The organism is Acidovorax sp. KKS102, from assembly GCF_000302535.1.
Classification (GTDB): Bacteria; Pseudomonadota; Gammaproteobacteria; order Burkholderiales; family Burkholderiaceae_C; genus Acidovorax.
Genome location: NC_018708.1, coordinates 4,651,429 through 4,672,118, shown reverse-complemented (window position 1 = coordinate 4,672,118; position 20,690 = coordinate 4,651,429). Strand labels below are relative to the sequence as shown.

General features: G+C 63.3%; 17 protein-coding genes and 1 pseudogene. 10 read left to right on the top strand and 8 right to left on the bottom strand.

What is annotated here, in order from left to right; genetic code table 11:
- Nucleotides 1-88 precede the first annotated feature (88 nt).
- Complete coding sequence (locus C380_RS21430) at nt 89-841, bottom strand: alanyl-tRNA editing protein (RefSeq protein WP_015015938.1); 753 nt, start codon at nt 839-841, stop codon at nt 89-91.
- A gap of 348 nt (nt 842-1,189) precedes the next feature.
- On the opposite strand from C380_RS21430, the gene C380_RS21425 reads away from it, so the two are divergent.
- Nucleotides 1,190-2,041 (top strand): creatininase family protein, encoded by an 852-nt coding sequence (locus tag C380_RS21425; protein ID WP_043565730.1) that lies wholly within the window; start codon nt 1,190-1,192, stop codon nt 2,039-2,041.
- Between the two features lie 88 nt (nt 2,042-2,129).
- Here the strand turns inward: C380_RS21425 and C380_RS21420 are convergent.
- The 4 genes and pseudogenes from C380_RS21420 to C380_RS21405 form a co-directional block, all read right to left on the bottom strand.
- Nucleotides 2,130-2,383 (bottom strand): annotated as a pseudogene (locus tag C380_RS21420) (histidine phosphatase family protein); the annotation flags it as partial.
- Nucleotides 2,384-2,690: 307 nt separating this feature from the next.
- Nucleotides 2,691-3,029 (bottom strand): hypothetical protein, encoded by a 339-nt coding sequence (locus C380_RS21415; RefSeq protein WP_015015935.1) that lies wholly within the window; start codon nt 3,027-3,029, stop codon nt 2,691-2,693.
- A 24-nt stretch (nt 3,030-3,053) separates the two neighbouring features.
- Nucleotides 3,054-4,535 carry an AMP nucleosidase gene (locus tag C380_RS21410; RefSeq protein ID WP_015015934.1) on the bottom strand — a complete coding sequence of 494 codons (1,482 nt, stop codon included), beginning with the start codon at nt 4,533-4,535 and terminating at the stop codon, nt 3,054-3,056.
- Nucleotides 4,536-4,581: 46 nt separating this feature from the next.
- Nucleotides 4,582-6,645 carry a bifunctional diguanylate cyclase/phosphodiesterase gene (locus C380_RS21405; protein ID WP_015015933.1) on the bottom strand — a complete coding sequence of 688 codons (2,064 nt, stop codon included), beginning with the start codon at nt 6,643-6,645 and terminating at the stop codon, nt 4,582-4,584.
- 158 nt (nt 6,646-6,803) lie between these two features.
- On the opposite strand from C380_RS21405, the gene C380_RS21400 reads away from it, so the two are divergent.
- On the top strand, nt 6,804-8,084 hold the full coding sequence (locus C380_RS21400) for a DUF4010 domain-containing protein (RefSeq protein ID WP_015015932.1): 1,281 nt from the start codon (nt 6,804-6,806) through the stop codon (nt 8,082-8,084).
- A gap of 33 nt (nt 8,085-8,117) precedes the next feature.
- A complete protein-coding gene (dbpA, locus tag C380_RS21395; protein ID WP_043565728.1) occupies nt 8,118-9,536 on the top strand; it encodes an ATP-dependent RNA helicase DbpA in 1,419 nt (472 codons plus the stop codon).
- A gap of 138 nt (nt 9,537-9,674) precedes the next feature.
- On the opposite strand, the gene C380_RS21390 is transcribed toward dbpA, so the two are convergent.
- Nucleotides 9,675-10,643: a helix-turn-helix domain-containing protein gene (locus C380_RS21390; protein WP_043565726.1), complete on the bottom strand. Its 969-nt coding sequence runs from the start codon at nt 10,641-10,643 to the stop codon at nt 9,675-9,677.
- Between the two features lie 307 nt (nt 10,644-10,950).
- Here C380_RS21390 and C380_RS21385 point away from each other — a divergent pair, with 307 nt between their 5' ends.
- From C380_RS21385 to C380_RS21355, 7 genes are all read left to right on the top strand, one after another.
- On the top strand, nt 10,951-12,156 hold the full coding sequence (locus tag C380_RS21385; protein ID WP_015015929.1) for an acetyl-CoA C-acyltransferase: 1,206 nt from the start codon (nt 10,951-10,953) through the stop codon (nt 12,154-12,156).
- A 14-nt stretch (nt 12,157-12,170) separates the two neighbouring features.
- A complete protein-coding gene (locus C380_RS21380) occupies nt 12,171-13,652 on the top strand; it encodes a carotenoid oxygenase family protein (protein ID WP_015015928.1) in 1,482 nt (493 codons plus the stop codon).
- Nucleotides 13,649-14,470: an alpha/beta fold hydrolase gene (locus C380_RS21375; RefSeq protein ID WP_083871637.1), complete on the top strand. Its 822-nt coding sequence runs from the start codon at nt 13,649-13,651 to the stop codon at nt 14,468-14,470. Before C380_RS21380 ends, C380_RS21375 begins: the two co-directional genes overlap by 4 nt.
- Nucleotides 14,471-14,517: 47 nt before the next feature.
- Nucleotides 14,518-15,519, top strand: coding sequence for a tripartite tricarboxylate transporter substrate binding protein (locus C380_RS21370; protein WP_168162380.1), 1,002 nt, complete (start codon nt 14,518-14,520; stop codon nt 15,517-15,519).
- Between the two features lie 10 nt (nt 15,520-15,529).
- The gene (locus C380_RS21365; RefSeq protein WP_015015925.1) at nt 15,530-16,747 is read left to right on the top strand and encodes a CaiB/BaiF CoA-transferase family protein; all 1,218 of its coding nucleotides are present in this window, start codon (nt 15,530-15,532) and stop codon (nt 16,745-16,747) included.
- 92 nt (nt 16,748-16,839) lie between these two features.
- The gene (locus tag C380_RS21360; protein ID WP_015015924.1) at nt 16,840-17,934 is read left to right on the top strand and encodes a porin; all 1,095 of its coding nucleotides are present in this window, start codon (nt 16,840-16,842) and stop codon (nt 17,932-17,934) included.
- Between the two features lie 127 nt (nt 17,935-18,061).
- A complete protein-coding gene (locus C380_RS21355; RefSeq protein WP_043565724.1) occupies nt 18,062-19,339 on the top strand; it encodes an IS5 family transposase in 1,278 nt (425 codons plus the stop codon).
- A gap of 107 nt (nt 19,340-19,446) precedes the next feature.
- Here the strand turns inward: C380_RS21355 and C380_RS21350 are convergent, their stop codons facing one another.
- Together C380_RS21350 and C380_RS21345 are read right to left on the bottom strand one after the other, a co-directional pair.
- A complete protein-coding gene (locus C380_RS21350) occupies nt 19,447-20,139 on the bottom strand; it encodes an ankyrin repeat domain-containing protein (protein ID WP_015015922.1) in 693 nt (230 codons plus the stop codon).
- Between the two features lie 41 nt (nt 20,140-20,180).
- The gene (locus tag C380_RS21345; RefSeq protein ID WP_015015921.1) at nt 20,181-20,675 is read right to left on the bottom strand and encodes a heme-binding protein; all 495 of its coding nucleotides are present in this window, start codon (nt 20,673-20,675) and stop codon (nt 20,181-20,183) included.
- Nucleotides 20,676-20,690 lie beyond the last annotated feature (15 nt).

The window sequence follows — 20,690 nt, the reverse complement described above, 5'->3', positions numbered from 1 at the left end:
CGTTGTATGCGCGGAGGGATTCTGGGGTCCCCTCACTTGCGCTGCACGCAAATGAGTGCACACCAAAGAAAAGCGCTCCTCGCTTCGCTCACTGGGCAAAACCCAGCACCACCCGCCGGGTGGTGGCGCTTTTCTTTTCAATCTTTGTAACGACGATGCCGCCGATCTCCGAGGTGTTGGCCACATGCGTGCCGCCGCAGGGCTGCAGATCGATCAGCGGTGCGTCGCCTTCTCCGCCGATGCGGATGGTGCGGATGCGCCCGGTGCCGCGCGGAGGTTGCACGCTCATGCTCTTGACCAGGGCGGGGTTGGCGTCCAGTTCTTCGTCGCTGATCGAGGCCACGGTGAGCGGGTGCGCGGCGGCCACCAGGGTGGCGATGGCGGCGGTGAGCTGCTCCTTGTCCAGCGGGTCGGCCATTGCAAAGTCCAGCCGCGCGTAGTCGGGCGTGATCGAGCAGCCGTTGACCAGCTGCGGCACCACATGGCACAGCAGGTGGCTGGTGGTGTGCAGGCGCATCATGCGGTGGCGGCGCTCCCAGTCGATGCGGGCGGTGACAGTCGTACCGGGCGTGAGCTGCGCCACGCGGTCTTCCTGCCCGGGGGCAGGGACGTGGACGATGTCGCTGGTGGGGTTGCCATCGGCATCTTTGCCCTTGCGGGTGTCGGCAATGGTGATCTGCGTGCCGTCTGCCAGCACCAGCACGCCGCTGTCACCCGCCTGGCCGCCGCCCAGGGGGTAGAACACGGTCTGGTCCAGCACGATGCCGGCATCGGTGACAGCGGTGATGTGGGCGCTGCATTCGCGCAGGTAGGCGTCTTGGCGGAAGAGGTCTTGGGTCATGGTGGCATCTTAGAACCTGTTCCAAGTCTTTTTGGAGTCGCACAAGTACCTTGCCGGGATGGGCCGCCAGGCGCGGGGCGCAGTGGAGAGCTTGGCTATCCACAAGCGCCGCAACGCCGCAGACCGCCCGGCAAGGCACTTGCCCGAAGGGTTGGAGTGAAATCGGGCCGATGAACTCGGAGTTTTGGCGCCCCTGCCGCTTGCATGGGCACGAGCCCATGCGGCGCACCCGAAGCATCCACTCATCCCGATTGCACTCCAATGCGATTTCCAAAAAGACTTGGAACAGGTTCTGAGCGGCGCCGCTGCCCGTTTCCCAGACGCCAACAGCGCCGCTACCATGCACGCATGACTTCTGACGCATTGACTCCCTTGCCCTCCCGCTTCTGGGCCGACTTATCCACCCGTGATTTCGCGGCGCTAAAGGCCAGCGGGCAGGCTGAACAGGTGGTGGCCGTGCTGCCCGTGGCGGCCATCGAGCAGCATGGGCCGCACCTGCCGCTGTCGGTGGATGCGACGCTGCTGCAGGGCGTGATCGATGCCGCGCTGCCGCAGCTGCCCGCCGAGTTGCCCGTGCTGTTCTTGCCGCCACAGAACGTGGGCCTGAGCCCGGAGCACATCCGCTTTCCGGGCACGCTCACGCTGTCGCCCGCTACAGTCATTGCGCTGTGGACCGAGATTGGCGAGTGCGTAGCCCGCGCGGGCATCCAAAAGCTGCTGCTGTTCAACGGCCACGGCGGCCAGGTGAGCGTGATGGACATCGTGGCGCGCGAGCTGCGCACGCGCTGCAACCTCATCGTCTACAGCGCCAGCTGGTTCAGCCTGCCGCTGCCCGATGCGGTGGCGGGCCGTTTCAGCGCCCAGGAGCACCGCTTTGGCATCCATGCGGGCGAGATCGAGACATCGATGATGCTGCACCTGGCGCCCGCCACGGTGCGCATGGAACAGGCGCAGAACTTCCGCTCCACTTCACAAGACCGGTCGGAGCGCTACGCTATCCTGGGCAACGGCAAAAGCGCCAAGCTGGGCTGGCAGATGCAGGACTACCACCCAGCGGGTGCCGTGGGTGACGCGGCCGCAGCCACGGCCGACAAGGGACAAGCGGTGGTGGACGCTGCAGCGCAGCAACTGGTGGCGCTGTTGCAGGAGCTGGAGGCGCTGCCGCTGTCTACCCTGGCGAATGGGCCTGACCTGGTTTGATTTGAATTGCTATCTTATTGATAGCTGCTGGCGCATGATCCACTAGCGCAAGCAGCCTGAAAGGCTCAAAAATCCGAAATATCGGCGCTCAGGCGTGCGTGACCCACTGCGCATGCTCCAGCTCGTTCAGGTGCGGCAGCGTGTTGAACGTCTGCAACATCAACCGCTTGGGCGAGATGGAGAACTCCGTCACCGCGCTGTTGCGGATGCGCATGTTCAGTGCAATGGTCACTTCGGGTGCTGTACCAAGCACCTCGCCCACGGCGGTGGAGATAGGGCTCCCCTGCTTACCATTAGCACGTTCTGGCCCGCGTGATGGTGACGCACATGGTCCAGCGTGCTGTGTGACTGAAGAATCTGGTTGTATGGTCGCTTTGTGAATGAGCCTACCCACCATGACTCACAGCTTTCGAGGCCGTGTTAGCTATTCCAGATTCTCGGGATTTCAGTGAATTGCAGTTGCTGGCCCTCATTCCGCCGCAACCAGCTGCCCCCTGCCCTTGGTCTTGGCCGTGTAGGGGGCGCCATCGGCACATGCCGTTCTGTTTCGCCAAGCCGGCGGACAGACAGTTGCAGGGCGCGGTCCCCGGCTTCGTGACGCGAGTGTCGTTGACCTGCTTGAAATGGTCCAAGTCCAGCATCAGCGCCGTCATGGGCAACTGGTGTTGTGACGCGTGTGCTCGCAGGCTGCTCCTTGGGCGGTGAAGCCGTGCCGGTTGAGCACACTGGTGAGGTCGTCGGTCATCGCCAGCGTGCGCAACTTGTGTTCGGCCTCCGTCCGCCATGCGACCAGCAGGGAGACGGTACCCAGCACCAGGCTCACATTGGTGGCCACAGCAGCTGCCAAGTTGACGGGATGAGGTGCGTGAAAGCTCGGGTCCTGGTCGGTGAAAGCGCCCAGCATGCCCCGCGCCAATTTGAACGCGGCCGAGATGATGAACAGGTTGGCCGCCATGACCGTCATGAGGGTGAGGAAATCCAGTGGCATGCGCTGCGGCCTCGGGCCTGTCGTTTACTGAAAAGCGACTTCGGCAAAGCTGCGCAGCTTGCGGCTGTGCAGGCGGTCCACGCCGCCATTGCGCAGGATCTCGATGGCGCGCATACCGATGCGCAGATGCTGGTCCACACGCTCGCGGTAGAAGTGGTTGGCCATGCCGGGCAGCTTGATCTCGCCGTGCAGGGGCTTGTCGCTCACACACAGCAGGGTGCCATAGGGCACGCGGAAGCGGAAGCCGTTGGCGGCGATGGTGGCGCTTTCCATGTCCAGCGCCACGGCGCGGCTCTGGCTGAAGCGGCGCTGGGGCGTGTTGTCGGGCAGCAGCTCCCAGTTGCGGTTGTCGGTGCTGGCCACAGTGCCGGTGCGCATCACGCGCTTCAGGTCCGCGCCGCTGATTTGCGTGACATCCGCCACCGCCTGCTGCAGCGCCAGCTGGATCTCGGCCAGCGCCGGGATGGGCACCCACAGCGGCAGGTCTTCGTCCAGCACGTGGTCCTCACGCACATAGGCATGCGCCAGCACGTAGTCGCCCAGCTGCTGGCTGTTGCGCAGGCCCGCGCAGTGGCCCAGCATCATCCAGGCATGCGGGCGCAGCACGGCGATGTGGTCGGTGATGGTCTTGGCATTGGCCGGGCCCACGCCGATGTTGACCATGGTGATGCCGCTCGCGTCCTTGCGCACCAGGTGGTAGGCGGGCATCTGCGGCAGGCGGGGCGGGGCCGCGCCCAGCTCGTCGCCCGCCTCGGCACTCAGGCCCACGCGGCGCGTGACCACGTTGCCGGGTTCGATGAAGGCGATGTATTCGCTGTCGGGCTTGGCCATCTCGGCGTGGCCCAGGCGCACGAATTCGTCTATGTAGAACTGGTAGTTCGTGAACAGCACAAAGTTCTGGAACCACTCGGGCGCCGTGCCCGTGTAGTGGCGCAGGCGATGCAGCGAGTAGTCCACGCGCGGCGCGGTGAACAGCGACAGCGGCTGCGCCTCGCCTGGCGCGGCCTGCCAGGTGCCGTTGGCGATGCCGTCGTCCATGGCGGCCAGGTCGGGAAGGTCGAACACGTCGCGCATCAGCATGCGGCGGGCCGGGGTCAGCGTGCCTTCTATGTGATCGTGTTCGGCAAACGAGAAGTGGATCGGGATGGGGTGGGTGCTGGTGCCCACTTCCAGTTCCACGTTGTGCGCCGCGCGCAGCAGGCGGAACTGCTCGGCGTAGTAGTTGGCAAACAGGTCGGGTCGGGTCAGCGTCGTCTCATAGCGCCCGGGGCCCTCCACAAAACCGTAGGCCAGCTTGGTGTCGGCCCGCGCCACGGTGGTGGTGTGCACCCGCACAAACGGGTAGAACGCGCGCACCGCGCCCTCGGGCGTCTCGCCCGCCACAAAACGCTGCATGGCGTCGCGCAGGTGGCCGATTTGTTGCTGGTAAATACGCTGCACCTGGGCCAGTGCGTCGGCCGGGTCGGTGTGGCGGGTGGGGGCGATGAAGTCGGGGATGATGGGCATTCCCCTATTGTCCACAAGCCAGAAGGCCGGGAAGGCAAGGAATGTGTTACCCGCGCAACCAGCGCTCTGTTGCCTCTGCGTCCAAAGGGGCTGACACCACAAACCCCTGGATCAAATCACACCCCAGTCCCGCCAGCAGGTCGATTTGCGCCTGCGTTTCCACTCCCTCGGCCACGGTTTGGAGCTGCAAGCTGCGGCCCATCTGGATGATGGCGGTGACGATGGCCACATCGTCGGTGTTACCGGGGGTGTCGGCCACAAAGGATCGGTCGATCTTGAGCTTGTCGATGGGATAGCGCTTGAGGTAGGCCAGCGATGAATACCCCGTGCCGAAGTCGTCGATGGAGATGCCCACGCCCAGGGCCTTGATCGCGTTCAGGGTGTCCAGCACCTGGCCGGTCTGGTGCATGAGCACGGACTCTGTCAGCTCGATCTCCAGGTACTGCGGGGCGAGGCCGGTTTCGAGCAACACGGCGGCGATCTCGGCGGCTACGTCCCGTTGGCGGAATTCAAGGGCCGAGAGGTTGACGGCCACGGGCACCGGGGCCAGGCCCTCGTCTTGCCAGACCTTGAGCTGGCGACAGGCCTCGCGCATGACCCAGCGGCCGATGGGCGTGATGAGGCCGCGCGATTCAGAGAAGGTGATGAACTCATCCGGCCCGACCAGTCCCCGCTCAGGGTGGCGCCAGCGCACCAGCGCTTCCAGTCCTTGCAGGGTGCCGTCGGCCAGGCGTATCTGTGGTTGGTAGTGCAGCTCGAAGTCGTTGCGGGCGATGGCGTCGCGCAGCAGGCGCTCCTGGTGCAGCACATCGAGGGCGCTGGCGTCCATGCTGGCGGCGTAGAACTGGCGGTTGCCACGCCCACTTTCTTTGGCGTGCTGCATGGCCGCATCGGCACAGCGCAGCAACACGTCGGCACTGGCGCCGTGGTCCGGAAACAGGCTGATGCCGATGGAGGGGGAGATGGTGAGCGGCAGGTGATCGACCGTGAACACGCCATGCATCGAGTCCAGCAGTTTGTCGGCCACCATGGCTGCGTCATCGGGCGTCTGGATGTCGGTCAGTACCACCACAAACTCGTCGCCACCCAGCCGGGCCACCACGTCGGCGTCGCGCACGCCGCTGCGCAGTCGCTCGGCCACGTTGCGCAGCAGCTGGTCGCCCGCGTGGTGGCCCAGCGAGTCGTTCACGGTCTTGAAATGGTCCAGGTTCATGAACAGCACGGCCACGCGGCCGTGGCGCCTGCGTGCCAGTGACAGCACCTGCGACAGCTGCTCCATCAGGAAGTGCCGGTTGGGCAGCTGCGTGAGGGTGTCGTGCAGGGCGATGAAGGCCTCGCGTTCCTGCGCCTGCTTGCGGGCCGTGATGTCGCGCACCACCACGATGCGGTAGTCTGCGTGGTGCAGGGGCATGGTCTTGCCGACGACCTCGACGGGGATCGCATGGCCGTCCTTGTGGCAGATGGTGACCTCGTAAGGGTCCTCCCGTCCGCTGCGGGTGTACTCCAGCGCTGTGGCGCGCCATTCGGGGCTGATGAAGTTGAAGATCGACAGGCCGGTGACTTCTTGCAGGCTGTAGCCTGTGAGCCGGGTGAGCGCCTCGTTGCCGTCGGTGATGAGGCCGTCGCGATGGAACACGATGGCCTCGTCCGTGGCCTCGGTGAACTTGCGCATGCGCTCTTCGCTCTGGCGCACCTCGCGCTCGGCGCGCCAGCGCTCGGTGATGTCGGTGATCAGCACGAAGGAGCCCAGCTGCTGCCCCACGCCGTCAAAGTGCGGAATCAGGTTGACCTCGATCATCCGCACCTCGCCATTGGGCAGGGTCTGCTCGCGGGTGTATTTCACGCGCTCACCGTGCGAGCAACGATCCACGTGCGGCTGAATGGCCTGCCAGGCCTTGTCGCCAATCGCCTCCTGCACCGTGATTCCCAGGATGGATTCGGTGCTGTGGCCGTTGTAGGCGGCGTAGCCCTGGTTGGCAAACTGGCAGCGCAGGCCCGGCAGGTCGTAGTAGGCCATCAGCGCCGGGACCGAGTCGGCAATCAGGCGCAGCAAAGCGTCGCTGGAGCCGCTGGGGCCAGGGGCGGGGGCTGCGTGGGGGCGGTCTTGCATGGGCTGGCGCTGGTGGGGTTCGTTATAGCCGATCCACCTGACTCCCAGCCTTGGGGCAATTCCGCATGTTCGCTGACCGGAGGCGCTGTGCGGCCGGTCTTTCTGTCACCATGCTGCGTTGCCGCAATCACGATCAACAGGAAAGGTGTGGGCGTCCCATGCAGGAGTTTGGCGGGTTTTCCAGCGCGCTGGCCGTATTGGCGAGCGCGGCGGGCTGTGGTTTGCTCATGGGCATCGAGCGCGAGCGCCGCAAGGGCTCCGGGCCCGACCGTGCGTTGGCCGGGGTGCGGTCGTTCACGCTGGCCTCCCTGGCGGGCGCGGCGGCGGCGCTCACGGCCGTGCCTGCGCTGGTGGCGGTGGGGGCTACCCTGGTGGCAGCACTGGCCGTGGTGGCCTATGCGCGCGACCGGTCCGGCGACCCGGGCGTGACCACCGAGATCGCCCTGCTACTGGCCTATGTGATCGGGGTGACCTGCGCGCGCGACCAGCTGCTGGCCGCCGCCCTGGCGGTGGTGGTGACGGGGCTGCTGGCGCTGCGGGACGCGCTGCACCAGTTCTCCAACCAGTGGCTGCAGCCCGGCGAGGTGCGCAGCGGGCTCATTCTGGCCGCGCTGGCCTTGCTGGTGTACCCACTGGCCCCCAACACGCCCCTGTGGCAAGGCGTGCTCAACCCGCAGGTGGTGGTGCGCCTGGTCATCGTGCTGCTGGTGATCCAGTCGCTGGCGCACCTGGCCAAGCGGCTGATGCAGGCACGCCACGCGGTGGCTTTGTCAGCGCTGGCGTCCGGCTTTGTGTCGAGCACCGCCACCATCGGCAGCCTGGGCATGGAGGTGCGCGCGGGCGGGGCCACGGCGCGCGCCAACGCGGGGGCTGCGGTGCTGTCCTGTGTGGCCACCATGGCGCAGATACTGGTGGTGGCCGCCACGGTGCAGCCCCAGTGGCTGGCGCGGCTGTGGCTGCCCGCGCTGGCAGGCGGGTGCGTGGCGGCGGCCGTGGGCTGGTGGGGTGGGCGGGGCGCGGGGCGCCGTATGGCCACGGCGACAGATGCCGGGGTGGATGGGGCTTTGGCCGTCCCACCAGATACCCCCATGTTCAAGCTGCGCGATGCCTTGCTGATCACAGCCCTGCTCACGGGCATCCAGGTTGGGGTGCAGGCGCTCACCGCCTGGCAGGGAGATGCAGGCATGCTGGCTGGTGCACTGCTGGCGGCGCTGGCCGACGTGCACGCTGCCACCGCCGCCGTGCTGGTGCGCGGCGGGCCGGACAGCGCGTTCGCACCCGCCATCGCGCAAGCCCTGATGGCCGCGCTGCTGGTGCATGCGGGCAGCAAATGTGTGGTGGCCCTGGCCAGCGGGGGCTGGCGCTACGCTGTGGCCGTGGCGCCGGGCGTGTTGGCACACACCCTGGCGTTTGTGGGGGTGCTGGCCCTGCAGGCATAGCAGCCTATGGAGGGCGGGCCGGATAATCGGCCCATGACCTCCAAAGAAAATCAAGCCCGCACTGATTTCAGCGCGCTGGCCCTAAGCCCCGCCATGCTGGCCAACCTGCAGCAACTGGGCTACACCACGATGACCCCCATCCAGGCGGCCAGCCTGCCGCCCGCCCTGCTGGGCAAGGACCTGATCGCCCAGGCCAGCACCGGCAGCGGCAAGACGGCCGCGTTTGCCCTGGCCCTGCTGGCCAACCTCAACCCCCGCCGCTTTGCCGTGCAGGCCCTGGTGCTGTGCCCCACGCGCGAGCTGGCCGACCAGGTGACCACCGAGATCCGCCGCCTGGCGCGCGCCGAAGAAAACATCAAGGTCGTGACCCTGTGCGGCGGCGTGCCGCTGCGCGGCCAGATGCTGAGCCTGGAGCATGGCGCCCACATCGTGGTGGGCACGCCTGGCCGCGTGATGGACCACCTGGAGCGCCAGCACCTGACGCTGGAAGCGCTCAACACCCTGGTGCTGGACGAAGCCGACCGCATGCTCGACATGGGCTTCTTCGACGACATCGTCACCGTGGCGCGCCAGTGCCCCAAAGAGCGCCAGACCCTGCTGTTCTCGGCCACTTACCCCGAGGGCATCGCCAAGCTCAGTGCGCAGTTCATGAAGCAGCCCGAGCAGATCACGGTGCAGGCGCAGCATGCCGAAGGCAAGATCGAGCAGCGCTGGTACGAGGTGAAAAACAGCGAGCGCCTGCATGTGGTGTCGCAGTTGCTCAACCATTTTCGGCCCGATTCGTCGATTGCGTTCTGCAACACCAAGCAGCAATGCCGCGACCTCGTGGCTGTGCTGCAGGCCCAGGGCTTCAGCGCGCTGGCGCTGTTTGGCGAGCTGGAGCAGCGTGAGCGCGACCAGGTGCTGGTGCAGTTTGCCAACAAGAGCTGCTCGGTACTGGTGGCCACCGACGTGGCCGCGCGGGGCCTGGACATTGCCAACCTGGCCGCCGTGATCAACGTGGACGTGACGCCCGACCCCGAGGTGCACATCCACCGCATCGGCCGCACGGGCCGGGGCGATGCCGAGGGCCTGGCGCTGAACCTGGCGAGCCTGGACGAGATGGGCAGCGTGGGCAAAATCGAGCAACTGCAGGGCCGCGAGTCGCGCTGGTTCCCGCTGGCGGACCTGACGCCCACGGGCAGCGGCCCGCTGGTGCCGCCCATGGTCACCCTCCAGATCATCGGCGGCCGCAAGGAGAAGATCCGCGCGGGCGACGTGCTGGGCGCGCTGACTGGCGATATGGGCTACACCCGTGAACAGGTGGGCAAGATCAACGTGAACGACTTCTCAACCTACGTGGCCGTGGATCGCGCCATCGGCGCGCAGGCCGCCCAGCGCCTGAACCAGGGCCGCGTGAAGGGCAAGACCGTGAAGGCGCGGCTGGTGAGCGGAAACCAGAAATTTGAGTGAAATTGGCTGGAAGCGCTTATCACATAATCGCTGCCAGCTATCAATTTCATAGAATTTCAGGTCCTTAGACCATAACGATGTCACGCCCAATGCCCCGTTAAGACTGAGCTGTGATCTCGGAGCCAACAAGCCAATTCATCAAAAAAGATGAATCTCATTGCGCGACAACTGCATTTTGCAGTGACCACAATGCCAATGTCCAACTAATAAATGGTCACATGGCTTGTGTCTCAGCACAATAGGAGCGGTGGCAGGCCACAACCATTTGTCTCCCCAGCGCATCATTTCCAGCACGATCGGGAACATGGCGACTCCCTTGCGGGTGAGGCGATATTCCTGGCGCGCCCCGGTGTAGGAGCGAGCGCGCAAAATGCCCAGATTTAGAAGCTCTCCCAGACGGTCACTCAATTGGTTGGGGCCAATGCGCAGGTCTTTTTCAAACTCGGAGAAAAGCTTCAGGCCCTTAAACGCAGCAGCCAGTAGAGCGCTGTTCCACCGATCTCCAATCACGCGCATCAGCGTGTGTGCCTGTGCCGCTGAAGCCTCAGCCAGAGTGCTCTGGCTAGCGCGCCTGAACATGGACTGTGTGCCGGGCTCGATATGCAGATAGCCCGGTCCGGCCTCGGCCTGGGTGTCAAAAGGTTGTATGACTACGCTGCAATGCTGGCACTGCAACTGAGGGCGCATTTTGTGTCCGCAGACCGTATGCATGAGCATGGGACGGGGTTGCTCAACTGGAGGCACGTCGTCCATAACGCCCGTACCCCATTCGGTTTCCCAAAGCCACATGGCTAGAAACATCGGCCAAAGATCCAGGCCCCGTTCTGTCAACCTGTATTCGGGGTGGCCGCCTTCAATGGCGTGGCGTATCAGCAGTTCGTTGGCCACCAACTTGCCAAGCCGATCTGTCAGCACCGCTCGCGAAATTCCGAGCTCACTCACGAAATCGCTGTAACGACGCCGGCCGCGGAACACCGTGCGCAGGATCCGCAAAGTCCATGCGTCACCGATCACTGAAATCGTGCGTTGTGCGCTGCTAGGTGAAGGAAGAAACACGTTGAAGTCGAAGAAAAAAAGGGGGGCAGAGGTGCTACCTGCTTTTATCATGGAAATTTTAGTCTGTCTATGATAGTTTTCGCCATTTTTTTAGTCTTCTAATGAAAGTAATCTGACGCAGATCACCAAACAGTGAAGTAGTCATGAAGGATGTCTTAACCCCCTATTGATCGACGAATTCATGGCTCGCGAAGGTCGGCTTGCCGACCTTCGCGCCTGAGCTCTGAGTCCGTGATGAGAGTGGTCGGGCACGACAGCCGTTCTTGAACACTGCGAATTTGTCCTTTTTTACTTTTCAGTACCCCTTGCCGGTGATGTGCCCCGCTGATGGCCGAACTTCATTCCTTTAAAGAAACCTATGCCAACCACTAACGACATCGTTGTTGTAGAAGCGTTGCGAACCCCCCGGGGCATCGCCAAAGAGACAGGGGCGCTCCATCGGGTGACTCCTATGGAGTTGCTGGCAGGCTTGCTGCGCGAGCTGCGTTCGCGCACTGGCGTGGATACGAACGAGGTGGCTGACGGCGTCTTCGGCTGCGTCACCCAGACCGCAGAGCAGGGCGGCAATATCGGCAAAGCGGCCTGCCTGCTGGCCGACTGGAGTCCGAGCGTCCCAGCGGTCACGATCAACCGCTATTGCGCTTCCGGCTTGAGTGCCGTGAATCTGGCCGCACAACAGGCCCGCAACCTGCAGGGCCTGGCAGTCGCAGGTGGTGTCGAGATGATGTCGCGGGTGCCCATGTTTTCCGACCAGGCCCCGTTCTATACCGACCAGGCCTTGAGCCGGCAGATCGGCTTCATGCCCCCGCCCTGGACATCCGACCTGGTGGCGACCCGCCACAACATCAGCCGTGAGGACTGCGACGCCTATGCGGCGCTGTCGCAGTCGCGTGCTGCAACGGCGCGGCGTGCGGGCGTGGCCAAGTCGATGGTGCCGGTGCGGGATGCGCAAGGCACGCTGCTGCTGGACCACGATGAAAACATCCGTGAATCGAGCACGCAGGAGAAGCTGGCCACCTTGCGCACGGTCTACGAGCCCGGCGCTGGCGGGCTTGATGACTGGGGTTTGCAGCGTGAGCCTGAACTCGGGCGCATCAACCATGTGCACACGGCCGGCAATGCCCCTTGCATGGCCGACGGGGCAAGCGCGGTTTTGCTGGGAACCCAGGAGGCTGCAGCGCGGCTGGGACTGCACGCCCGCGCCCGCATCGTGGCGCACGCAGACGCCTGCGTAGCCCTGACGCAAACCGGGGCGGTCGATGCGACCCGCATGGCGTTGGCGCGTGCCGGCCTCGCCGTGCAGGACATCGATCTGTGGGAGGTGCGGGACTCGTTTGCCGCAATCACCTTGCACTACATCCGGACCCTGGGTATCCCCTTGGACCGCTTCAACGTCAACGGCAGCTCGATTGCGCTGGGTCATCCCATGGGCGCCACGGGGGCGATGCTGGTGAGCTGCCTGCTGGACGAAATGGAGCGCCGCGGTCTGCGCTATGGCGTGGCAGCACTGGCCGGCGCCTCCGGGGTCGCCACTGCCACAGTGTTTGAACGCATTTTCAATTAATCAAGGAGAACTTCGTGCTTGAAATTCACAGCAAGGTCCACCTGACCTGCCTGCCAAGCGACAACCCTTACCTCATCGGCGCATGGGAACCCAGCGACACCGAATGGACCGCAACGTCTCCCGATCTGCAGGTGATTGGCGACATCCCGAAAGACCTCAACGGTGTTTACCTGCGCAACGGCCACAACCAGGTCCATGCTCCCATCGGGAAATACCACCCATTTGACGGGGACGGAATGGTGCATGCCATGCGTTTTCGCGATGGCCAGGTGGAGTACCGTAACCGCTGGACCCGTACCACGGGTTTTCTTGCAGAGCAGGCAGCCGGTCAATCCCTGTGGCCGGGCATCATGGAGCCCAAACGCGCGGTACGCCGTGGCTGGGGATCCATCGGTGCCATGAAGGACAACGCAGGTACCGACGTGATCGTGCATGCGGGCAAGGCCATTGTGACCATGAGCCAGTGCAGCGAGCCGTACCGACTCGATCCGATCACGCTCGAAACGCTGGGCCCCGATCCGGCATGGAGCCGCAGGCTCGGAGACCGAGGGATCAGCTCGCACACCCAGATCGATGAACACACCGGCGAGATGATGTTCTTCAACTACGGTGAGAAAGAGCCGTACTTGAACTACGGCGTGGTCAATGCCCGCAATGAACTGGTGCACTACGAGCCGATTGAGCTGCCCGGAGCGCGTTGGCCGCACGATCTGGGCATGAGCGAGCACTATTGCGTGCTACACGATCTGCCCATGTTCTTCGATCAGGAGGGACTGCGCAAAGGCCAACACCGCCTGAAGTTCCACCGCGATGTGCCGGCACGCTTCGGTGTCATTCCCCGGATGGGAACCAACCGCGACGTGAAGTGGTTTGAAGGCCAGCCCTGCTACATCCTGCACCTGTCGAATACCTACGAATTGGGCGACGAAGTGATCATGGAGGGTTGCATTCAGACCAACCCCGTTCCCGATCTCTCTGCCCTGCCCAAGGAAGGGTACGCACGCATGAACGCCATGCTGGACATGCATCTGCAGGAGACGCGCATGCACCGGTGGCGCTTCAACCTCAGAACGGGCCAGACCCGGGAAGAAGATCTCGACGACGAGGTGACCGAGTTCCCGATGATCAACGGCCGCTACAAGGGGCGGCCGAGCCGGTATTCGTACAACGGCTACATGACGCCCGGCTTCTGGCTGCTGGATGGACTCAAGAAATACGACCTGATGACGGGGCGCACCCAAAGCTGGCGCGCGCCCGAGGGCTGCTACGTGAGTGAAACACCGTTCGCGCCGCGAGATGGCTCCAAGGAAGAGGATGACGGCTACCTGGTGAGTTTCATGACCAACACGCAGACCAAGAAAGCCGAATGCGTGGTGTTCGACGCCAAGGACATCACCAAGGGGCCCATCTGCCAAATCATTTTGCCGGGCCACATGCCCCAGGGCGCCCATGCCTACTGGATGCCCGCCACAGACATCAACGGAGTTTCAGCATGACACAAACCATTAATTCTTCCCTCAGGCTCCCCGACTATGCGGTGCATCACCCCGCAGGAACGGCCAACGGAACCACGGTCTTTCTGTTGCACGGTGCCTTTGGTGCCAAGGAGTACTGGCGTAGCCAGGTACAGGCCATGATCCATGCGGGCTACCGCGTCGTGTCCTGGGATGCACCGGGCTATGGCCTGTCGGTCTTGCCGCCGAGCCTGACGATCGATCACTGTGCGCAGGTTTTGGCCCTGCTGCTCGCCAAAGAGGCTGGCGCCCGCAATGTCGTCATGGGCCACAGCATGGGCGGGATGATTGCCCAGAAAGCATGGGTCTATGCACGCCAGTTCATCCATGGCTATGTGCTGTCGGCTACGAGTGCATCGTTTGGCAGCCCAGATGGCGACTGGCAGAAAGAGTTTGTGCGCCAGCGTGTCGCTCCGTTGGATGCGGGCCAATCGATTCCCGAATATGCCCCCTCCATGTTGCGCTCCATGATGTCCCCGGGGGCCAGTGGCAAGCCGGTCGACTTGCTGATCACCACGGTCAGCGAAATGCGCGAGGAAACCTTCCGCGCGGCCATAGCCGCCATCGTGGGCTACGAGGGCCGCAGCATTTTGGCCGCCATCGACGTACCGGTGCTGTGCATTGCGGGTGAACTCGACGCCACCGCACCTGCGCAGGTGATGCAAAAAATGGCCAGCAAGATCGCAGGGGCGGAATTCTGCAGTATCCAAGAAGTTGGGCATTTTGGTTGGGCGGAAAATCCGGACCGCTTTAACCATGCCGTGCTTGAGTTTTTGCGCACCAGGGGGTTCACGCAATGAGCCGACACAACCCTGCGGACTCCGTCTCCTGTCTTCAACGCACTGCCATGAACTCGCATCATCCCCGTCGCAGAGCGCTGCTCTTGGGTGGTTTGGGTCTCCCGTTTGCTTCTCTGACGCCGCTATTGGCTGGCGCGCAGGTGGCTTGGCCAAACCGGTCAATCACCCTGATTGCACCCAATGCACCAGGAGGGCCTGCGGATACGCTGGCCCGTGCTGTCGCCAACGGCATGAGCAAAATACTGAACGTGCCTGTGGTGGTGGAAAACAAGCCAGGCGCGTCCGGCAAGATTGGTATCCAGGCACTGTTGCGGGCGCCCCGTGATGGCTACACCTTGGCGGTGACTTCGGAAACGGCTCTGTCGGCATTGCCGGTGTTTGACAAGAACGTGGGCTACCAGTCTCCTGCAGATTTCGAACCGTTGTCGTTGGCGGTTCGCACTCCCGCGGTCTGGTGCGTGCACCCGTCGGTGCCTGCGAACAATCTGCGCGAATTGGTGGCCTATGCCAAGGCCAATCCAGGCAAGCTCAACTACGCCAGCTTTGGCAACAACAGCTCGTCGCACCTGGCCTCGGAGAATTTCTTTCGTATTGTTGATGTTCAGCTGACCCACATTCCCTTTAAAAGCGAGACGGAAGGGCTCAACGGACTGCTGTCGGGGCAGGTGCAGGTCATGATGCTTTCGGGGGCATCCAAACCCCACATCGCCGCGAAAAAGATCCGGGGCTTGGCCACTACCAGTACAAGCCGCTGGGGCTTTCTACCAGACATCGTCACCGCGCGAGAAGCAGGAATTCCCGAGCTGGCCAACTACAGCTATGAACCATGGCTGGGCTTCTCCGCGGCAGCCGGCATCCCCAAAGAAATTCGCGATCGCTTGAACAGCGCGCTGCGCCAAAGCATGGACAGCCCTGCTGTCAAAACGATGCTGTCTGGCTTCGGCTACCGAATCATCGCCAGCTCCTCCTCCGAGATGGGTGAGGCGATCCAACATGACCTCACCAGTTATCGGGTGCTGGCCCGTTCCGGCCGTGTCACTCCCGAGTAAGGAAATTGCCATGAGCATTCTCGAAAAGATCCGCGTGTTGGACCTGACCCGGGTGGTTGCTGGTCCGTGGTGCACCCAGGTATTGGCCGATCTGGGCGCCGACGTTATCAAGATCGAACGCCCCGGCGTGGGTGATGACACGCGCCGCACCTCGCCTTTTGTTCAAGACGCCAACGGTAACAAGACCAATGACTCGGCGTTTTTCATGGGCTGCAACCGCGGCAAGCGCTCCGTGACGGTGGACATCGCCACTCCCGAAGGCGTCGCCATCGTGCGTGAGCTAGCGCTCCAGTCCGATGTGTTCATTGAAAACTACAAAGTGGGCGCGCTAAAGCGCTATGGACTGGATTACGAGAGTCTTCGCGCGCTCAACCCTTCCCTAATCTATTGCAGTGTCACAGGCTTTGGGCAGGACGGTCCTTATGCAGAGCGCCCCGCTTATGACTCGGTGTTGCAGGCCATGTGCGGGCTCATGAGTACCTGCGGCCTACCCGACGGAGAGCCCGGCGCAGGACCGATGCGTTCGGCAGTTCCCATCGCAGATATTTTCACCGGCTTGTATGCGGCCATTGCGGTGCTGGCAGCTGTGATCCACAAACAGCAGACGGGGGAAGGCCAATACATCGACACCGCCATGGTGGATGTGACTACGGCCATCAATGGGCATCTGGCGCTGGGTTATCTGATGACCGGGGAGGTGCCGCAACGCCAGGGCAACAACAACCCGATCACCGCACCCTCCGAAGTATTCAAAGCGCTGGGCGGCTACTTCACGATGTCGGCGGGGAACGACGATCAATTCAAACGCATGTTGCAGGTGTTTGAGCTCGACCCGGCTTTGGCGCAGGAGCATCGTTTCGTTTCCAACATACAGCGCATCAAGCACCGCAAAGAACTGCACGAAATCCTTGAAGCCCAGACGTTGAAGAAGTCTGTGGCGCATTGGATCGAGCGGCTCTCCGCCCAGACTGTGCCGTGCGCCCCTATTAACGACATGAAGCAGATGTTTGATGACCCGCAGGTGCGCCACCGCGGTATCGCCCTTGAAGTTACGCATGGCAGTGGCGTACAGGTGCCCACATTGCGCAGCCCGCTCAGGCTGTCGGCCAGTCCTGTGACGCACAGAGCCCCGCCCATGCTGGGGGAACACAGCGATGAAGTCCTGCGCACCGTACTGGGCAGGTCCGCATCGGACATCCATCGCTTGAAAGAGGCGGGGATTGTGTAACGGCATCACCACATGCCTCCAGGAGGCAAGCACTGCCTGCTTGCTAAGAGTGTTATCTGCGTGTTTTTAAATTCAAGTCTGGAAATTAAAAAATGAAGAAATCGTTAATCGCTGCGGCCGCCCTGTCCGTTGTGGGCATCGCTTCGGCACAGTCTTCCGTCACGTTATATGGCGTCTTGGACGCCGCTATCAGCCATTACCGCGGAGAGGGTGCTGGTTCGAAGACCTTCATGACCACCAGTGGCTTCAATAACAGCCGCATTGGTTTTCTTGGCAGCGAAGATCTGGGCGGCGGAATGCGGGCGAGCTTTGTGCTGGAAGCCGGCATCGACAATGACACTGGCGCTGGACAATCCACCAACACCAACAACCAGCCGTCTGGCGGCACACCTGCCGGTGGCCTGACCTTCAACCGCCGTTCCACGGTAAGTTTGTCTGGCCCGTTTGGGGAAGTCCGTCTGGGCCGCGACTACACACCTTCTTTTTGGAATCTACTGCAGTACGACCCCTTCAAGGTAGGTGTTGGCATAGGAACCATGCCGGTACAAGGAAGCACGTCGACGGTATTTCGCGCCTCCAACAGCGTGGGTTACTTTACGCCGGGTTGTGCAGTGGCCGCATACAAGGGCTTGTACGGCCAAGTGATGTACGCCATGGGAGAAAACCCCAGCGGCACTGCCACTTCGTCTGATGGCCGTTACGTCGGGGCACGCATTGGCTATGGCAGTGGCCCTTTCGACATCGCTTTTGGGACCGGCGTGACCAAGAATGCTGCGGCCAATGACTTCACGCAAACCAACCTGGGGGCTGCATACGACTTCGGGGTTGCCCAGGTCATGGGCCAATGGGGTATTCACAAGACCGGTTTGCCCATTGCCGCTCTGGCGCGTGGCACGAAGGCAACCCACTACACGCTCGGTGCGCGCATCCCCTTGGGCTCCGGATATATCCCGGTCTCCTACAGCCATGTTTCCCGCAACGATGCAAACAAGGGTGCTGCACACAAGGTAGCGATTGGCTACGTCTACAACCTGTCTAAGCGGACAGCGCTGTATACAACCTATACAAGCATTTCGAACAAAAATGGTATGGCATTGGGCGTCAATAGCGGCCTGAATGCGGGGCCTGCTCCCATTGCCAGTGGGAATGCCTCTGGTCTCGATTTCGGAATGCGTCATAGTTTTTAAATAGTCCGCCCTGAACAATCCGCAAGCCGTTGATCCGACACGGAGTTCTGCTCATTGATGGGCGCAGGATTTGCAAGGTATGGTTTCGCCAGCACCTGTTTTCTTGCAAATTCTTCTGGGGTAGTCCATGGGTCCCAAGCCTTCACAGCCGCACTCCGGTGAGTTGTTCCGCCCAAGGCTGGACGATCAGCTCAACATGCAGCACCCGCTGGTCAGGCTGGCCGCGCTGATCGACTGGGCCGAGATTGAGCGCACGTTCGCGGTGTCGTTTACTTCCGGGAGGGGGCGGCCTGCCTTGCCTGCGCGCCTGATCGCCGGGCTGCTGTACCTGCAACACACCTTCAATGCTTCCGACGAAGCCGTGGTCAACACCTGGGTGGAGAACCCGTACTGGCAGTTCTTTTGCGGTGAGACCTATCTTCAAACCGAGTTGCCCATCGATCCGAGCAGCCTCACGCGCTGGAGAAAGCGCATTGGCGAAGAAGGCGTGGAGACACTGCTGGCCGCCAGCATTGACGCCGCCCACCGCGGCGGTGTAGTTCGCAGCTCCAGCATGCAGCAAGTGATCGTAGACACCACCGTCATGCCCAAAGCAATCGCCCATCCCACTGACAGCCGTCTGCTGGATAAGAGCCGCAAGCATCTGGTGAAGGCGGCCGAGGACAACGGGCTGCAACTGCGCCAGAACTACAACCGAGTAGCCCCTCGCCTGGCCGCGCAGATTGGGCGCTATGCGCATGCCAAGCAGTTCAAGCGCATGAACAAGGCCGTGCGCACGCTGCGCACCCGTGTTGGCCGGGTACACCGCGAAGTGCAGCGCCAACTGCACATGCTGCCCGAAACGGCCAAAGCCAAGGTCCAGGACCTGCTGCAGCGCACCGGCCGCATCCTGACCCAGCCCGCCAAAGACAAGAACAAGCTGTACGCATTGCATGCACCCGAGGTGGAGTGCATCAGCAAGGGTAAAGCCAGAACCCCCTATGAGTTCGGCGTGAAGGTGAGTGCGACGACCTTGAAGGAAGGGCTGGTGGTGGGCATGCGCTCCATGCCGGGCAACCCCTACGACGGCCACACGCTGGCCGAGACGCTGGAGCAAGTGGGCATTCTCACCGGCACGGACAAACTGCCGACCACGGCCATCGTGGGCAAGGGCTATCGGGGTGCGCAGATCGAAGGCGTGCGCATTCTGATGTCAGGCCAAAAGCGTGGCATCACCCGGACACTCAAGGCCATGATCAAAAGGCGCAGTGCCATCGAGCCGGCGATCGGGCACATGAAGATGGACGGGCGGCTTGCCCGCAATCCGCTCAAGGGCGCGCTGGGCGATGCGTTGCACGCGGTGATGTGCGGTGCCGGGCACAACCTGCGCCTGATCCTGGCCGCGCTGCGGCTTCTATGCGCCTGATTCGGGCTGTCGATGCAGGCGGTCATCGCGGCGCTGCTTGCCGTACCCGGTGACCGCCGCCCCGTCTGCTGCTGAGAACGGAATTGTTCAGGACGGACTATTGATTCTCAGCGTTTGGCCCCTGCCGCTTCCAGCATTTGCACCATCGCGTCAAATCCCCGCTGGCGCGCCAGCTGCAGGGGCGTGGTTCCTTGGCGGTCGGTCAGGGCCTGGCTGGCGCCGGCCTTGAGCAGCGCCTGCAGCGTGGCCTGGTGGCGCGGGCCGCCGTTGCCCAGCACGATGGATTCGATGAGCGCCGTCCAGTGCAGGTTGTTCACATGGTCCAGCGGTGCCCCAGCGGCGATCAGCTGGTGCACCACGCCGTCGTGCCCCAGGTGGGCGGCGGCGATCAAGGCCGTGCCGTCGTAGCGGCTGGTCACCTGCTTCGCGCTGGCGCCCAGTTGCAGCAGCACGCGCAGCGTGGCTTCGTCGTCCGCCACGGCGGCGATCGTCACGGCGTCGTAGCGGTCGTTCTCCAGCGCATTCAGGTCGGCCCCGGCCTGGGCCAGGGCGCGGATCGCTTCGGCCTGCCGGGCAAAGGTGGCCACATGCAGCGGCGTGCGGCCGTAGCCATCGCGGGCATTCACATCGGCCCGCGCCGCGATCAGTTGGGTGAGCCTGGGCACATCGCCCCGCGCCGCAGCCGCATGCAGGCCCTGGTAGGCCGCAGTTTCTGCCGCCGTGGGAGGCACCTGGGCCTGGGCCGGGGTGGCGCAGGCCAGCGCTGTGGCCAGGGCGAAAACAAGGTTCCAGGGCTTCATGGGGGCCTCCGATGGCGTGCGTTGGGGGTGAGGACGGGTGATTACTTCAGCAGATCCTGCACCTTGGCGATGCCTGCCACGGCGCATTGCTCGTCCAGGTGGCCACCGGGTGCACCGCCCACGCCCACGGCACCGATCACTTCGTTGCCCACCTTCACAGGCACGCCGCCGCCCAGCAGCAGGTAGCCGGGGATGTTCACCAGGTTGGCTGCAGCGGGGTTCTTCTGCGCGCCTTCCATCATGGCCAGCGTGGTGTTCTTGGCCGATGCCGAGGTGTAGGCCTTGAGGCGGCTGGCTTCCAGCGTGTGGGGGCCCGCGTTGTCGGCGCGGTGCACGGCACGCACGGTGCCGGCACGGTCCACCACGGTGGCCGTCACGGCGTAGCCGTTGGCGGTGCAGGTGGCCACGGTCTGGGCGGCGATCTGCGTGGCCAGGTCCAGCGACATATTCTTTTCCGTGCGCACGCCTTCGGCGCTGGCGGCGGTGGCGATGAGGGACAGGGTGAGGGCGGCGACGGTGGCGAGGCGGTTTGGCATGGTGTTCTCCAGTGT

What these genes read in the sequence shown, in the direction of transcription:
- C380_RS21345 (WP_015015921.1), bottom strand. Translation starts at nt 20,675, where the DNA reads ATGCCAAACCGCCTCGCCACCGTCGCCGCCCTCACCCTGTCCCTCATC.
- C380_RS21360 (WP_015015924.1), top strand. Translation starts at nt 16,840, where the DNA reads ATGAAGAAATCGTTAATCGCTGCGGCCGCCCTGTCCGTTGTGGGCATC.
- C380_RS21370 (WP_168162380.1), top strand. Translation starts at nt 14,518, where the DNA reads ATGAACTCGCATCATCCCCGTCGCAGAGCGCTGCTCTTGGGTGGTTTG.
- C380_RS21375 (WP_083871637.1), top strand. Translation starts at nt 13,649, where the DNA reads ATGACACAAACCATTAATTCTTCCCTCAGGCTCCCCGACTATGCGGTG.
- C380_RS21365 (WP_015015925.1), top strand. Translation starts at nt 15,530, where the DNA reads ATGAGCATTCTCGAAAAGATCCGCGTGTTGGACCTGACCCGGGTGGTT.
- C380_RS21355 (WP_043565724.1), top strand. Translation starts at nt 18,062, where the DNA reads ATGGGTCCCAAGCCTTCACAGCCGCACTCCGGTGAGTTGTTCCGCCCA.
- C380_RS21430 (WP_015015938.1), bottom strand. Translation starts at nt 841, where the DNA reads ATGACCCAAGACCTCTTCCGCCAAGACGCCTACCTGCGCGAATGCAGC.
- C380_RS21410 (WP_015015934.1), bottom strand. Translation starts at nt 4,535, where the DNA reads ATGCCCATCATCCCCGACTTCATCGCCCCCACCCGCCACACCGACCCG.
- C380_RS21390 (WP_043565726.1), bottom strand. Translation starts at nt 10,643, where the DNA reads ATGATAAAAGCAGGTAGCACCTCTGCCCCCCTTTTTTTCTTCGACTTC.
- C380_RS21350 (WP_015015922.1), bottom strand. Translation starts at nt 20,139, where the DNA reads ATGAAGCCCTGGAACCTTGTTTTCGCCCTGGCCACAGCGCTGGCCTGC.
- C380_RS21385 (WP_015015929.1), top strand. Translation starts at nt 10,951, where the DNA reads ATGCCAACCACTAACGACATCGTTGTTGTAGAAGCGTTGCGAACCCCC.
- C380_RS21415 (WP_015015935.1), bottom strand. Translation starts at nt 3,029, where the DNA reads ATGCCACTGGATTTCCTCACCCTCATGACGGTCATGGCGGCCAACCTG.
- C380_RS21400 (WP_015015932.1), top strand. Translation starts at nt 6,804, where the DNA reads ATGCAGGAGTTTGGCGGGTTTTCCAGCGCGCTGGCCGTATTGGCGAGC.
- dbpA (WP_043565728.1), top strand. Translation starts at nt 8,118, where the DNA reads ATGACCTCCAAAGAAAATCAAGCCCGCACTGATTTCAGCGCGCTGGCC.
- C380_RS21425 (WP_043565730.1), top strand. Translation starts at nt 1,190, where the DNA reads ATGACTTCTGACGCATTGACTCCCTTGCCCTCCCGCTTCTGGGCCGAC.
- C380_RS21405 (WP_015015933.1), bottom strand. Translation starts at nt 6,645, where the DNA reads ATGCAAGACCGCCCCCACGCAGCCCCCGCCCCTGGCCCCAGCGGCTCC.